The following is a 14,799-nucleotide window of genomic DNA, read 5'->3' as shown; positions in this document are numbered from 1 at the left end:
AACTATAAAATTCTGCAATTGATATCATCTCAAGAAACTCGAATTAAAGATTATGAAAAGAAACTTCACCATTTATTGGGGGAATCAATCGTTGAGGTTAATTATTATGAGTTAAAATATGACGAGCCACTTTGGGATGAAGGTGTGTATCATTGTTTGGACTTTGGACTTGAATTTACAACAGAGAACAGAGAACAATATTATTTTATTTGGGGAAAAGAATTTACTCAATTTGATGTGAAATTTGAAAGAGGAAGTATCGTAAAAGAATTTTTATCAATAGAAGTATTTTGTAAATACAATGTTACGAATACGTTTTATTGGAGATCATTGGCAGGAATAGCAATTGAAAATATTAGAGTAAATTGGTCTTATTGGAGTTTTGTTGGGAAGGAAGGAAGATGTGCTTATCCACAAGATGTGATTATTACATTTGAACGTAATAGTGAAGTTATTATCTCAGCAATGGAAATAGTTGATGAAAAGGCGGTAGAAATGAAAGATCATATCACTATATTTTTTGATAAATCGCTATTTCAAAAAATGAAAATCAAATCATAATAAAATAAAAAAAGGAACGCAAACGCGTTCCTTTTTGGGCAATATCAGTATTATTTACAATTACTCCACGATAATGAACTCGATTCTACGGTTTGTCTCGTGTTGCGCCTCTGAACATTTAGATCCACAATCCTCTAGCGGTTGTGATTCTCCATATCCATTAGAAATCATACGGCTAGCATCCACTCCTTTAGATAATAGATAAGCTCTTGCAGCAGAAGCTCTCTTGTTCGATAACTTCGTATTGTAACTTGCTCTACCTCTGTTGTCAGTGTGTGCGTTGATTTCAATTTTCATTTCTGGATTCTCATTCAATAACTCTACAATCTTGTTTAATGACAATGTAGACTCATTTTTAAGAACCCATTTGTTGTAATCAAAATAGATATTTTCAATTTTGATCATCATTTTTTCTTCCTCTACTACGATTTCAGCCTTAGTTTGTGGCAATTTAATTGTCATCTTGTGCTTGTAATCGTCTCCTCTGAATGATTCAAACTCTTCTTCAGTTCCAATGAATCCATCTTTAGAAGCGTTTAATGTATATGAATTATAAGGAATTACAGTTGTTGTAAAGATTCCTTTTTCATCTGTTGTAATTTTGTCAACAATACGACCGTACGCGTCTACTACAGTTACAGTAGCATTTGGTAATACCATATTTGTTTTATAGTCTACAATTGTTCCTTGTAAAACTTGTGTTGTTTTAACTCTCTTGAAATAGTAAATATCATTTCCACCTTTACCGCCAGCACGGTTTGAAGTAAAGAAACCAGAATTTGTTTGATCCATCATGAATCCGAAATCATCTTCTGTACTATTTAACGAACTACCCATATTTACAGGGAAATTGAATTTTCCGTTTACGATTTTACTTTCAAAAACATCCAAACCTCCTAAGTTATAGTGTCCGTTAGAAGAGAAATATAAAGCGCTATTGTCTCCCATGATGTAAGGGAATCTTTCGTCTTTATGAGTGTTGATTTCGCTTCCTAAGTTCTTAGGCTCTGAATATGTTCCATCCTCATTAATAGTAACAGAAAAGATATCATATCCACCTATAGAACCTGGTATGTTTGATGAAAAATAGATTGTTTTGTTATCTGGAGATAAAACAGGGTTTTCAATTGCGTATCCTTCTTTGTTAAATGGTAACATTTCAAAGTTAATCCATTCGTATTCTGGCATTTCTCCTCTGAATATTTTTAAATTGTACTGACCGTTTTCCTCAACACTTCTTGTAAAGAAAACAACATTTTGCTCATTCGTTAAAGCGACTGAACCTTCGTGATTTTCTCTGGTATTGATTGCTCTGGAAAAACTCACTAAGTTTTTAATGTCTCCTTTTTGATTTAAATCTCCACAATATAAATTGTGAAACCCTGTGTTGGTATTTTTGTCTTTCTTACCAAAAAATGCCCCAATTTTTTTTGCAGAAGAAACAATCACTTTATCTCTAAAGAATGCAGTTGCATGCTCTGAGTATTTAGTGTTAATGTTAAGATTTTTGAATTCGTACATGTATCCGTTTGGATCTAAAGCTTTGATCGCTCGGTTTTCCATGCTTGCTGCTGCTACATTGCTGTAGGTTTCACTAGTCTCAATCGCTTCTGCCTCTGGCCCTTGTGCAGTTGCGAAAGTTACTGTGAACAGTGCTAAAGTTAGCACCGCTAATGTAAACTTTCTCATTTTAGAATTAGTATTGTAAGTATTGTTAATAATCTGATAATACAAAGATAAAGTAGCATTTTAGTTCCTTGCATTTTTTTAGATAAATGACATGAATATCCGATAAGGAGTATAAAAAGCTGAAACTACAGAAAAAAATCAGGTATTTTCCCCTATATGAGGGGCTATTTACTTGATTTAGAGAGATTAGGCTTTTGTGTTCATTTGGAGTAATTCTTCCAAATATAAACGCTGATTTGAGAGTCTAGGGATTTTGTGTTGACCGCCTAATTTGTCACTCTTTTTTAACCAATCGTAAAATAACCCCGCACGTGCAACATTTAATTTTAGACTGTTTAATGTCATATTATTAAATCGCTTCGCTTCATAATCAGAATTGATGTTTTGAAGTGCTTCATCAAGAAGAAAAGTAAATTCTCCAATATTTTCAGGTGCTTTTTTAAATTCTATGATCCATTCATGCGCGCCTTTTTCGCCATCGTGCATAAAAATTGGTCCAGCTGTGTATTCTACAATTTCCGATTGCGTAGCTGCACAAACACGTCGCAATGCATCTTCAGCATTTTCAATAATAAGTTCTTCACCAAAAACATTGATATGATGTTTGGTTCTACCAGTCACTTTAACCCTGTATGGGTTAATAGATGTAAAGCGGATTGTGTCTCCAACCATATAACGCCATAAACCACCATTGGTTGTAATAACAACAGCATAGTTTTGATCAACTTCAACTTCTGATAATGGAATTACTTTTTGATCTGGTGTGTGGAACGCATCCATAGGAATGAATTCGTAAAAAATTCCATAATCCAACATCAGCAATAATTCATCAGAATCATTTCGATCTTGAATCGCAAAGAAACCTTCAGAAGCATTGTAAATTTCATAATACTTGAATTTATCACTAGGTAATAAATTGCGATATTGATCTTCATACGGAGCAAAACTTACGCCTCCATGAAAATACGCTTCTAAATTTGGCCATACTTCAAATAAGTTGGCTTTTTGAGTTTGCTCTAAAACCTCATTCATTAAAACCAACATCCAAGAAGGAACACCTGCTAAGCTCGTTACGTTTTCACGCAATGTTTCTTTGATGATGGCATCAATCTTCACCTCCCAATCACCCATTAAGGATACTTTGCTGCTTGGTGTGCTACTGAATTCTGCCCAAAGCGGTAAATTGTCAATTAAAATGGCAGATAAATCACCGTAATAGGTTCCGTTTTGTTCGTACAATTCTTTGCTTCCGCCCAAGCGTAAACTTTTTCCATTAAATAATTGCGCGCCTGGATTGTTGTTTAGATACATACACAACAAATCTTTACTCGCTGCATAATGGCAATATTCTAAAGAGACATCGCTGACTGGAATAAATTTACTTTTAGCATTCGTAGTTCCGCTCGATTTGGCAAACCATTTAATCGGTTTTGGCCAAAATATATTAGATTCTCCTTTACGAGCACGTTCAATCATTGCCTGAATATCCTCATACGTAGTCACCGGAATACGCTCTGTGTAAGTTTTGTAATCAGTAATTGTAGCAAAGTCGTATTGCTTTCCAACTTCCGTTTTTTTCGCAGTACTTAATAGATTCATCAGTAGCTCTAACTGAACTTCGTTTGGGTTTTGCAAAAAGTGCTCTATCTGCGAGATGCGCTTTTTCAAAAACCAAGAAGCGATAGAATTTACTAATGGTATCGGCATGGTGTATTCAGGTTATTCGGTTGTGATTTTAGCTTTTAAAATATGGCTACTCGCAAAAAGTTTGTTACTTTCGTTAACGTTTTTCTTACGACGTAAGCATAGTTTAAGTGAATAAAAATAGCAAAAATCTTTAATGATGTACAAAGGTGTTTTAACAAAAATGCAAACAGAGTTCGGAAATCCGATTCAATATTACCTAAATTTTGAAGATGATTTCCTGAATATGAATCAATTACTCAATAAAACACTACGCTTAGATTTTGAAAAATTTCAATGTTTAAATTGTGGTAAAGACAAACCAATTTACCGTCAAGGATTTTGTAAAAGCTGTTTTTATGAAATTCCAACAGCAGGTGATTGGATCATGCGCCCAGAATTAAGTACAGCACATTTGGGGATAGAAGATCGCGATTTGGAATACGAGAAAAAAGTACAATTACAACCGCATATTGTGTACTTAGCTTTGTCAAGTGAAGTAAAAGTAGGAGTTACACGAAAACCACAAGTTCCAACGCGTTGGATTGACCAAGGAGCTATCAAAGCGGTAGAAATTGTGGAAGTCCCGAATAGATATTTAGCAGGAATTACGGAAGTTGCTCTAAAAGCATACGTTTCTGATAAAACGAATTGGAGAAAAATGCTTCAAAATTTGAATGTTGATGCAGATTTATTAGCTAAAAAAGAAGAGCTAAAAGATTTTATTCCTGATGAAGCAAAAGATTATTTTTTACCCAATAGGGAAGTAGTTGAACTAGATTTTCCTGTGCTTGCGTATCCTGAAAAAGTAAAAAGCTTAAACCTCAGCAAAACACCAAGTTTTGAAGGTGTTTTAAAAGGGATCAAAGGACAATACTTAATTTTTGAAGATAATACGGTTTTCAATGTTCGTGGAAATGAAGGTTTGGTAGTGAGTTTGGGGATTTCTTGATTTATCAATTTGAAGTGCCTCAATATTAAATACTAGATTCTTTGTACTTCCAAAACATTTTTTGAAACGTCACTGCAAAGAGTATGCGACGTGGTAGTTTGCCTGTTTGGATATTAAACTTGATTTTTTCTCAAAAATAAATATACTTTCATTGCGTTTATTCTATATGAAAAAAATAAACTTCGCAATTGTCTTTTTACTATTCGTAAATTTTTCTTTTTCTCAAGACTTAGCCATAAAGTTTGGAGTCAATAATTTCATTTATGCAGGGTTAGATGCTCCAATACAGATTGTGGGATGTGCTGATTTTAATGAAATTGAAGTGACTTCTCAAGATGCAAAAGTTAAAAAATACGAAGGAAATAAATATACGCTAAAAGCTTATGAACCTGGTGTAATTCATGTTGATATTTTTAATAAAAAGACAAACATTAGGCAATCTATTCCAGTAGCAGTATGGTTACTTAAACCAAAGGTTTTTTTAAATGCAGCTGGAGCTGAATCTGACAATGCAAGGCGTGCTTTTAAATATGCTACTGGATTCAAAATTAAGGTATATAAACCAGTAACTATGACTTTACATGGTACAATTTTTTATGATGTAACAGTAATTCATAGAAATAAAGTTTTTCAGTTTAGAGATCAAGAGCAAAATTTTTCACAAAATATAAAGGCTCTATTTGAAATTTTAGAAAAAGATGATTTAGTAGTGTTTCACAATATCCGTTTTATGGCTGGCAATGTAAAGGAAATGCTTTTAGATGATTTGGTATTTGAAATTAATTAAAAACTCTAAAAGCCAAATTAAATCTAAAGCGAAGCGTGTCCAACAATCTAAAAGCGAAGCGATCTGGATTCTAACAGGTGAAACCGAGTTTAATAGTAAAGCGCATCTAACCAAACATATACTTCATTAACTGAGCACAGCCGATCGCAAATAATAATATACCAATTACACGATTGATAATAGAAGCAATATTTTGAACTCTGTTTTTAAGTAGCATACTAAGTCTACTGTAGCCATATAATGTCAATAGTTTCCCTAAATACACACCTGAGAAGAAAACAAATAAAATGGCAATCGAAGAATTCATATTCAAATGGAAGTCATTTTTATTTAAGTACGAAATCATAAATAACCAATATGCCAATACTGGCGGATTCAGTAATCCAAGGAATAAACCTGTGACATATTTGGAGATTTTAAACTTTTTCTCGCGAGTTTCTTTTTGTTTCTTGAAGAATAAAAAACCACCAATAACAAATAATATAAGGGCAATTGTAATTTGAATCCATTGATTCATTTCTATAAAGGAAGAAACCATAACGCTGCAATTCAGTGCATAAAAAGAAATGATAATTTCAGCAATTCCAGCAGCTACAGCAATTTTCATTGCGTTGCGTGCATCTGCTCTTAATGTAGTGTTGATGACAGAAATGTTAACTGTTCCCAAAGGAAGTGCGCCAACAAAGGTCACTAATATCCCAATCGCAAAGTACAATAAAAATTCCATGAAGACTTAGTAGGAAGTTTTTCACGATCATTACATTAAAAGATTGTTTTTTGAATTTTAACTCAAAGTGAAACCTATATTGGAAGGATTATATGTTGAATATATTTTATAAAAAAACCGAATCAATAGTAAATTTACTTCAGTGCATGATTCTTTTTAATCTTTAAAAAGCTCAGGTGATTAGTCAAATGGATCGCATCTGTGCTCTTCTGCACTCACAGAACAGAAAAATGAAACAAAAGTTCCTCCTTTTATATTGTTTGCATTTTCGTATGAAAGATTAGAAATAGACTATTTATTGAATTTCAATACTTTGAGACTTTGTTTTTTCATGGTATAATATTTTGGTTAAAATGTAATGAAAAGCAAAAATCAAATGCTAAATTGTATACGGGAATAACGTAATTAACATTAAAAAAGAAATAAACTGCTAACCTTGTAAGCTACTAAAAGTGAGTTGGTTAATTGTGAATTGGTAAAAAACGAATCCGCAAATAAGTAAATCTAGAAAGAAAATCAATTCATAGAATCTTTTTTCTTCTCCGTTTCTTTCTTCTTTTTACGTTTGTTAAAAATGTCGATTAATCCATTGTCAAGAACACTTTTTACATCTTTAATAGTAGAATTTGATGTGGTAACTGTAGAATCTTTTTTCTTATTATTTCCTAAAATATCACCAAGAATGCTATCCACTTGATCATTTCCTGTGTTAATATTCCCTAGAGCTTCTTGCGCTTTGATCTTGCCTAATTTTATAGCCAAATCTTTAGTAGCGCTCGCTAAATCAGTAGAGAAGTTAGGACTTGTAAAGTTTCCAGTAATTTTTCCAGATACCGGAATGGTAATATTTTTAGCTTCTTCCGATTTGATTTGTGAAAGTAAGTTTGTGACTTCTGTACCTAAATATTTTGCTGGAATTTCAAAAGTTGCGTTGTAATCCAATGTTTGATCAAATCCATGACTTCCAGCAACAGTAATTTGGATGTCTTTATGGTTAAATGCAAATGGTTTTACACTGACTTTACCATTATCAAAAGACAACTTCGCTTTGATGGCTTCGATGTCAATTTTGTTCAAGTCAATAAACGTAAGTTTGTCATTAATGGTATTAAAAAAATCAATATTGCTAGACTTTAAAGTCGTTGAAAGTAATTCTGCGAAAGCATTTCCTGAAATAGTTGTCAAATTTGGTATATAGCTTTTGTTTAAATTCCCTTTTAAGGAAATGTTGGTGTTTAACTTTCCGTCAAGCGCTTTTGCAATTGGAGCAATATTTTGTAGCAATTCCAATCCGTTAAATGATTTGGATAAATCAAAAGAATCCATGCCTAAATCCATTGCAAAATTAGGCGTGTCGTTCTTTGTAGAAACCAATCCACTCATGGTAATTTTTCCGTCAAAAACATCAGAGGTTATATTGTTTAAAACCGCTGCTCCATCAACCAAAGATAAATTTCCTTTAACATTATTTAATTGTACATTATCGTAAAATACCTTTTTTGAATTTACATGGATGCTGCAATCTAAAAAAGCTGGAATTTTTAAGGCTTCTCCTTGTGCTACTTCCGTATTTTGATTTTCGCTTCCTTCTCCGCTAGCCACCATAAAATCACTTACATAAAATGCATTTGAATTTACATTAAAGTCACCTTTGAGTTTTCCTTCGTTGAATAAAAAGCCAAGTAAGTTTTCAATTTTACCAGTGGCGTTAAAATCACTTTTCCCGCTTGCAGCATTAAACTTTTTTAGTGAAATTCTTCCAGGAATAAAGTCAATAGTTGCTTCCGAAATAGCCAGTGGATTTACTACATCTTTCGAAGAAAACAAAAAGTCAGACACTTTTAGGTTTCCCGTATTTTTAATGCGCTCATATTGCTCTTTTTCAATCGCATTCATGTCAAAATTGGTAGTTATATTTGCATCCAAAATCCCGCTCAGTTCTTTGTTGAGTTTTATAGGATATACTTTTGAAATATTCCCTAAATCCAATTTTCCTTTGATAGTGGCATTTACCTTAGGATTTGTCGTGAGCTGTGATAAAGTTCCGTTGCCACGAAAAGTATCTTGGTCAATTTTAAAAGCCAAATTATTGATGTTGAGGTACGTATCTTCTATTTTTCCAGTTGTATTTTTTAATAGAGCATCAATGTTGATGTTTTGTACGCTTTTTGGAAGATCTGGATATTTAAAAGAGGCATTGTTTGAAACTACTTTAATATCAATTTTTGGAATGTGTGTATCGTCCACAATACCTTTGATTTCTCCTGAAACTTCAAAGTTTCCTGTAGTTTTAACATCCGAAATATTCTTGGTGTATGCTTCTGGAATTACGGCTAAAAAGTTTTTAAAATCGGACGAAGGAGTTGCTAATTCCAAATCAATTTCTTGTGAATCTGGGTTAATTTGAACAAAACCATCAAACTTCAGCGGCAAGTGATTTATTAAAGCTTTGTTTTCTAAAAATGTATATTTTCCATTAGCTAAATCCATTGCAATCATAGCGTCTAAAGCTATTTGCTGTTTGTTGATATAATGCATATCGTCTAATGCAAAAGAAACAAGAGCTTCCGTTGTAGTTTCTAATTCTGAAGTTGCCAGTGAAAAATCTCCAAATCCTTTGTGTTGTAAATTTTCAACTGTTAAATAGGTTTTACTTTTTGAATCATGATAGGTGATATCTGTATTTAAAATATGATAATTATCGATCTTAAATTTAAAATCAGAAGTTTCCTCAGTAGCTTCATTAGTCTCAGCTGTTTCACTAGGTTTTCCAATATCATAATTCGCATTTCCTGCTTCATCAACTTCAATATTTATCTTAGCATTTTCAATCGAAAAACTATAAATCTGCATAGCTTCATTCTTTCCTTTAAAAAGCTCTCCAATACCTGTGGTGACAGCAACTTCTTTTCCATAAAATAAAGTATCATTTTCAAAAGGAGCATTATTGATAACTTCTACATCTTCCAAAATAATAGAAGCTTTTGGGAAATTTCTAAAAAAACTAATATCTGCATCTGCAAAATCAACACGAGCATTAATGTTTTCATTAATACTTTCCTTGACCATTGCAATAATTTTATCCTCAAAGATATAAGGAGTTGCTATCAATGCTATGATAAGAATCAAGAGTGTGATTCCAGTTCTTTTTAATATTTTTTTCACCTTCATGAGTTCAACTTTTTGGTAACCTCAATAACGTGAAATCTTAAAAAAACACAGTTAAGAAGTTGATAAATTTTCAGAATAATCATCTAAGTCAATCTCTTCTCCAATTTTCAAGCCAAAACGCTTTCTAAACGCATAAACTATTAAATATAAAAATGGTGTATCTAGAAAAGCTACAAGAACTTTAAAGATAAAACCAGCAGCAATTAAGCCAAAATAACGACTCCATTCAATAACGCCAAATGAGCAAAGTAGCGTAATAACAGAGAATGTATCTACAAATTGAGACGCAAATGTGGAAAAGTTATTACGTAACCATAAATGTTTTCCTTTGGTAAGTTTTTTCCAAAAATGATAAAGATGAATATCTATAAATTGTGCAAATAAATAAGCAAGCATAGAGGCTAACACTGCTAAATTTGTATTTCCAAAAACATCTGTAAATGTTTTGTCGTTTACAGGCGACCATGAAGTAGCTGGTGCGTACTTTGATACTAAAATAATTCCTAAGGAGAAAAAAGAGGCAAAAATTCCTGCAATTACAACCTGATTGGCTTTCTTTTTTCCGTAAATCTCAGAAATGGCATCCGTAATTAAAAAGGTAAGAGGATAAGGTAGTAATCCTACAGAAAGTTCAAAAAGGTTTTCTCCAAACACTTGTATGTCTATTGGATACCAAAAGAAAAATTTTTGAAAAATTAAGTTCGAAACTACTAAGGAAGTAATGAATAATGCGGCAAGATATAGGTAAATTTTGCCTGCTAGTTTTTTGTCGGCTGTTGTCATATTACAAAGATACTAAAGTTTCTTTCGAGTATTATGTTAAGAATTTGGCTGTTAAAAAATGATTTGATACCGTTTTTTATGTCAAATTTATAAATATGAATAAACTGTTGTTTTATAGTAAATTACTTGTTGCTACTTTAGCTAGTGAATCAAAAAAGCGAATATATTATGAAAAAACGAAAACTAGGCAAGCTGTCTATAAACAAAAAATCAATTTCTGATTTGAATAGAGAAATTGTCAATTGAGGATTATTTTCAACTGGATGTTCCGATGGATGTACTCCATTTCAAAAGGCTTTTAATTGTACAGGCGATTGCGGAAATAGAAGTGGTCATCCTGGTTGTCCATTTGACGATATTTAGTGTTTAAAGTTTTATTTTTGAGCTACTTGAAAAGTAATGTGGAGGTTGCTTTTTGAGTAGTTTTTTTTAAAAAATAAATTAATAGCAGTCGTAATATATAAATTACGACTCGTTGTTTGTGAAGAACAGATTATAATTGTTATGATTGGTATTTTGTAAGATATGCCTTTGTTTTATTGTAAAACCAAAGAGGCAAATTATTATGAAAAGAAAAGGGTTAAAAACTTTGAAATTAAATAAGAAAAGAATCTCTAATTTATTAGATACTCAATTAAAAGGAGGAGTTAGCGGAAGCACTAAGCTTAGGTCTTTGAGATGTACTTTGCGATGTGAAGGCAATACTGGTCCAAAACCTTCAGGAACTCTAGATTGTTGGAAAAAATAATTATTGATATTTCAATTTAAAATTTATAGACATGAAAGTCTTTCTGTTGATTCGGAAATACTTTTTTCTTACATTTTGTGAATGTCGAAATTCATGAATTTCGACTCGTTATTTATAAATTGCTGACTGTAAGTGTTTTGAGTGAATGTGGATCTCTTGTAATTTTAGTACATGTATTAATCACAAAATATCACAATTATGAAAAAAAAGAATTTAAAAAGTTTAGGGTTAAACAAAAGCAGTATTTCTAATTTGACTGAAGGACAATTAAACGGAGGATCTTCAATCACTTATGGATGTCTTTCATATAGAGGATGGACTTGTCCACACGATGCCTCAGACTATTGTGGAGGAGGAACTGAAACATGTGGGTTGAGTTGTAACGGAGGTTCAGAATGCCATTGTCTGTAATCTAGTTGTACACTAAACATAAAAAAGCCTTTCCGTTTTTCGGGAAAGGCTTTTAATGTGATTAATTACTAACAAAATTATTTAATCTCAATTTCATAAGGCAATAATAATTGTGGTCCTTTCATTTGTGTGAGTTTCTTCATTTTTTGTAGTAACTCATAGTTTTTATCACCTAACTCTTCGCGTAATATTTCTTCTTTGGTTTGAATGTATCCACCAGTATACTGATTGATAATACTTTGCAAATCTTTTTCGTAAACTGGTAATTCTAAAATGTCATATTCAGATAGGTTTGCTACTTCTGCTGCAGCTTGTAATGCCTTATCTAATCCGCCAATTTCATCTACCAATCCAATTTTAACAGCATCATTTCCTGTCCAAACGCGTCCTTGTGCAATTTCATCTATGGAAGTTTGCGTCATACCACGTCCGTCTGCTACACGTTGGGTAAATAAATCGTAAATATCTTCAATTCCTTCTTTTATCAAAGCGCGTTGCTCATCACTTAATGGTTCAAAAACACTATAGTCTACAGAATTCTTATTCGTTCCTACTTGCTCAGCATTGATACCTAAATTTTCTGCCAATTGGTGCATGTTTGGAATGGTACCAAATACACCAATACTTCCTGTAATAGTATTAGGTTCTGCAAAAATCTTATCGGCATTACATGCGATGTAATATCCACCTGAAGCAGCTAAATTCCCCATAGATACAATAACAGGTTTTACTTGCTTTGTCAATTCAATCTCTCTCCAAATCAACTCACTAGCCATTGCACTTCCTCCAGGAGAGTTGATGCGCAATACAATTGCTTTAACGGTTTCATCTTCTCTAGCTTCTTTCAGAGCTTTATTCATAACACCTTGTCCAATCATAGCTTCATCACCTTCGCCATATATAATTTGTCCTTGAGCATAAATCACAGCTATTCTTTCATAAGAAGGATTAGTAGTTTTTCGTTCACCTACATGTCTAGCATACTCATAAATATCAATTCTATTGATCAATGTATGTTCGCCCATTGCGTTTTGAATACCAAGCTCGTATTCATCTTCATAAGCCATTTTATCAATCAATTTTGCTTCTAATGCTCGTTTTGCTGTACGTCCTGCCAATTCATCTGCCAATAGATTTAATTGATCCGTTGAAATATTTCTACTTACACTAATTTCTTTGCGCATTTCATCCCAAATGGATTGTAAAAACACAGAAGTTTGTTTGCGATTGGCTTCACTCATTTCTTGACTAATATATCCCTCAACGGCACTTTTGTATTTTCCATGGCGAACTACTTCCATTTTTACACCATACTTTTCCTGAAAGTCTTTGTAATACATGCGTTCCATTGACAAACCTTTAAAATCTAAAAAGCCAACAGGGTTCAGGTACATGGTATCTGCAACAGAATTTAAGTAATAATCTTTTTGGGAATAATAATCTCCGTATGAAACAATGAATTTGCCAGATTCTTTAAATGAAATTAAAGCATCTCGCAAGGCTTTTGTTTGTGCCATTCCAGCACTGATGGTATTATTTTTAATAGAAATTCCTTTAATCTTATCATCGTCTATTGCGTAATTAATGGCGTCTATAATATTGAACAATCCATCGTATTGTGGTGTATTTGGATAAAATGGAACGTTGCTGTAATCAAATCTTCCGCCGTAATCTTCAATAGGCTGATTTAAATTGAGTTCTAAAACTGTATTCTTCTTTACAACTACGAGATTGTCGCTGGCATTTGCATTAAAGAAAATAATTAAAAATAATATTAGAAAACACAAGGCAACAAAGATCGTCAATCCCACAATCGTGGAAAGTACACGTTTAAAAAAATTCATAGTCTATATTTTTTTCAAAAGTATTTATTAATTACGTAACGTTAGAAAGTAAGTGTAGTTTTCTCTATAAAAGTTACATTTTTTGTAAAATTTAGCGGAACATTTTTTTTTAAGTAAAATAAAAACACACTTTCGGTATTTTCACAATTCGATCTGTATATTTTAATTATCTTTGGCGCGGCTATTTTTGGCTCTACAAACGTATTTAATTGCATCCAAACTTGTTACATACTACATACATCTCTATTGGAAGTAATGTTGGCGACAAACGCGCACATTTACAAAACGCAGTGCAGCAACTTTCTGCTAAAATTGGTCGTGTTATAAAAATCTCACCTATTTACAAAACACCTTCATGGGGATATGATGGAAATGATTTTTACAATGCGTGTTTATGTGTAAAAACCGCTTTGTCTCCAGCAGAAATGATGACGGAGATTTTAGAAATTGAAGTTTCACTAGGTCGGATTCGCAGTCACAAAAAGGAATATCAAGATCGTACTATTGATATTGATATTATTTTTTATGAAGATACGATTATGGAAACAGGCTTGTTGGTATTGCCACATCCGTTAGCATATGAGCGTAAGTTTGTGATGCAACCGTTGTGTGATATTGCGCCAAGTAAAATTCATCCAATACATAAAAAAACGGTTTCTCAATTGAATACTAAAATTTCAGATGAAGGAATGGAAGTCAGTGAAGAAGTTTTAGAAAATCCGAATGCAACCAAAAGCTTTTCTCGTTTTAATTATATTGCCATAGAAGGGAATATTGGAGCTGGAAAAACTTCATTGGCTACGAAGATTGCAGAAGATTTTAATAGAAAATTGATCTTAGAACGTTTTGCAGACAATCCGTTTTTGCCAAAATTTTATGAAGATAACAGTCGGTATGCCTTTCCATTAGAAATGTCGTTTTTGGCAGATCGATATCAGCAAATTTCAGATGACTTAGCACAGTTGGACCTGTTTAAAGATTTTATTGTGTCTGATTATGATGTGGTAAAATCCTTAATCTTTGCAAAAGTGACTTTACAACAAGACGAATATAAGTTGTATCGAAAGTTGTTTGATATCATGTACAAAGAAATTCCAAAGCCTGATTTGTATGTGTATCTCTACCAAAACACGGAACGTTTGCTACGAAATATCAAAAAACGCGGACGCGATTATGAACAAAAAATACCTTCAGAATACTTAGATAAGATTAACAATGGGTATTTAGAATTCATCCGAACACATAAAGATTTAAATGTAAAAATCATTGATGTTTCTGACTTGGATTTCGTAGCGAATGCAAATGATTATCATAAAATCGTTGCGGAGATTAATGAAGCATAACCATGGACTTCGCTCAGGTTACTTGTCTTACGTATTGAAATAGTATTGCGAAAGTCTTGAAAATTAATAAACCCTTAAAAAAGGTATAGTTATAGAAGAA

The 14,799-nt window shown here is 32.6% G+C and carries 12 protein-coding genes; 6 read left to right on the top strand and 6 right to left on the bottom strand.

The window, feature by feature from the left end; all coding sequences use genetic code 11:
* Positions 1–18 precede the first annotated feature (18 nt).
* Positions 19–561 (top strand): hypothetical protein, encoded by a 543-nt coding sequence (locus MK119_RS02245; protein ID WP_290670363.1) that lies wholly within the window; start codon positions 19–21, stop codon positions 559–561.
* Positions 562–621: 60 nt separating this feature from the next.
* Here MK119_RS02245 and MK119_RS02240 read toward each other — a convergent pair whose 3' ends face one another.
* The gene (locus MK119_RS02240; protein ID WP_290670360.1) at positions 622–2,250 is read right to left on the bottom strand and encodes an OmpA family protein; all 1,629 of its coding nucleotides are present in this window, start codon (positions 2,248–2,250) and stop codon (positions 622–624) included.
* A 186-nt stretch (positions 2,251–2,436) separates the two neighbouring features.
* Positions 2,437–3,957: a GH3 auxin-responsive promoter family protein gene (locus tag MK119_RS02235; RefSeq protein ID WP_290670357.1), complete on the bottom strand. Its 1,521-nt coding sequence runs from the start codon at positions 3,955–3,957 to the stop codon at positions 2,437–2,439.
* A gap of 133 nt (positions 3,958–4,090) precedes the next feature.
* Between MK119_RS02235 and MK119_RS02230 the strand changes: the two genes are divergently transcribed.
* Positions 4,091–4,885, top strand: coding sequence for a DUF2797 domain-containing protein (locus tag MK119_RS02230; RefSeq protein WP_290670354.1), 795 nt, complete (start codon positions 4,091–4,093; stop codon positions 4,883–4,885).
* Between the two features lie 166 nt (positions 4,886–5,051).
* Positions 5,052–5,672, top strand: coding sequence for a hypothetical protein (locus MK119_RS02225; protein ID WP_290670351.1), 621 nt, complete (start codon positions 5,052–5,054; stop codon positions 5,670–5,672).
* A gap of 106 nt (positions 5,673–5,778) precedes the next feature.
* Here the strand turns inward: MK119_RS02225 and MK119_RS02220 are convergent, their stop codons facing one another.
* The 3 genes from MK119_RS02220 to MK119_RS02210 form a co-directional block, all read right to left on the bottom strand.
* Entirely contained in the window at positions 5,779–6,399 is a 621-nt protein-coding gene (locus MK119_RS02220; protein ID WP_290670349.1) for a LysE family transporter, read from the bottom strand.
* Between the two features lie 516 nt (positions 6,400–6,915).
* Entirely contained in the window at positions 6,916–9,570 is a 2,655-nt protein-coding gene (locus MK119_RS02215) for an AsmA-like C-terminal region-containing protein (RefSeq protein WP_290670347.1), read from the bottom strand.
* 51 nt (positions 9,571–9,621) lie between these two features.
* The gene (locus tag MK119_RS02210) at positions 9,622–10,353 is read right to left on the bottom strand and encodes a queuosine precursor transporter (protein WP_290670345.1); all 732 of its coding nucleotides are present in this window, start codon (positions 10,351–10,353) and stop codon (positions 9,622–9,624) included.
* Between the two features lie 168 nt (positions 10,354–10,521).
* On the opposite strand from MK119_RS02210, the gene MK119_RS24170 reads away from it, so the two are divergent.
* Both MK119_RS24170 and MK119_RS02205 read left to right on the top strand, forming a co-directional pair.
* Entirely contained in the window at positions 10,522–10,599 is a 78-nt protein-coding gene (locus MK119_RS24170) for a class I lanthipeptide (RefSeq protein WP_366512757.1), read from the top strand.
* Between the two features lie 700 nt (positions 10,600–11,299).
* Positions 11,300–11,512 carry a class I lanthipeptide gene (locus MK119_RS02205; RefSeq protein WP_290670342.1) on the top strand — a complete coding sequence of 71 codons (213 nt, stop codon included), beginning with the start codon at positions 11,300–11,302 and terminating at the stop codon, positions 11,510–11,512.
* Between the two features lie 77 nt (positions 11,513–11,589).
* On the opposite strand, the gene sppA is transcribed toward MK119_RS02205, so the two are convergent.
* Positions 11,590–13,356, bottom strand: coding sequence for a signal peptide peptidase SppA (gene sppA / locus MK119_RS02200; RefSeq protein ID WP_290670339.1), 1,767 nt, complete (start codon positions 13,354–13,356; stop codon positions 11,590–11,592).
* A gap of 221 nt (positions 13,357–13,577) precedes the next feature.
* Here sppA and folK point away from each other — a divergent pair, with 221 nt between their 5' ends.
* Entirely contained in the window at positions 13,578–14,699 is a 1,122-nt protein-coding gene (folK, locus tag MK119_RS02195; RefSeq protein ID WP_290670336.1) for a 2-amino-4-hydroxy-6-hydroxymethyldihydropteridine diphosphokinase, read from the top strand.
* The last annotated feature ends 100 nt before the right edge of the window (positions 14,700–14,799 follow it).

It is taken from the genome of Kordia sp. (genome assembly GCF_022447245.1).
Lineage (GTDB): Bacteria > Bacteroidota > Bacteroidia > Flavobacteriales > Flavobacteriaceae > Kordia.
Note: the sequence above shows the minus strand (reverse complement) of the source record. Positions and strands in the feature narration are given on the sequence as shown.

Excerpts from the sequence above, each read along its gene's own strand:
- MK119_RS02240 (WP_290670360.1), bottom strand. The coding sequence starts at position 2,250 with ATGAGAAAGTTTACATTAGCGGTGCTAACTTTAGCACTGTTCACAGTA.
- MK119_RS02235 (WP_290670357.1), bottom strand. The coding sequence starts at position 3,957 with ATGCCGATACCATTAGTAAATTCTATCGCTTCTTGGTTTTTGAAAAAG.
- MK119_RS02230 (WP_290670354.1), top strand. The coding sequence starts at position 4,091 with ATGATGTACAAAGGTGTTTTAACAAAAATGCAAACAGAGTTCGGAAAT.
- MK119_RS02225 (WP_290670351.1), top strand. The coding sequence starts at position 5,052 with ATGAAAAAAATAAACTTCGCAATTGTCTTTTTACTATTCGTAAATTTT.
- MK119_RS02220 (WP_290670349.1), bottom strand. The coding sequence starts at position 6,399 with ATGGAATTTTTATTGTACTTTGCGATTGGGATATTAGTGACCTTTGTT.
- MK119_RS02215 (WP_290670347.1), bottom strand. The coding sequence starts at position 9,570 with ATGAAGGTGAAAAAAATATTAAAAAGAACTGGAATCACACTCTTGATT.
- MK119_RS02210 (WP_290670345.1), bottom strand. The coding sequence starts at position 10,353 with ATGACAACAGCCGACAAAAAACTAGCAGGCAAAATTTACCTATATCTT.
- MK119_RS24170 (WP_366512757.1), top strand. The coding sequence starts at position 10,522 with ATGAAAAAACGAAAACTAGGCAAGCTGTCTATAAACAAAAAATCAATT.
- MK119_RS02205 (WP_290670342.1), top strand. The coding sequence starts at position 11,300 with ATGAAAAAAAAGAATTTAAAAAGTTTAGGGTTAAACAAAAGCAGTATT.
- sppA (WP_290670339.1), bottom strand. The coding sequence starts at position 13,356 with ATGAATTTTTTTAAACGTGTACTTTCCACGATTGTGGGATTGACGATC.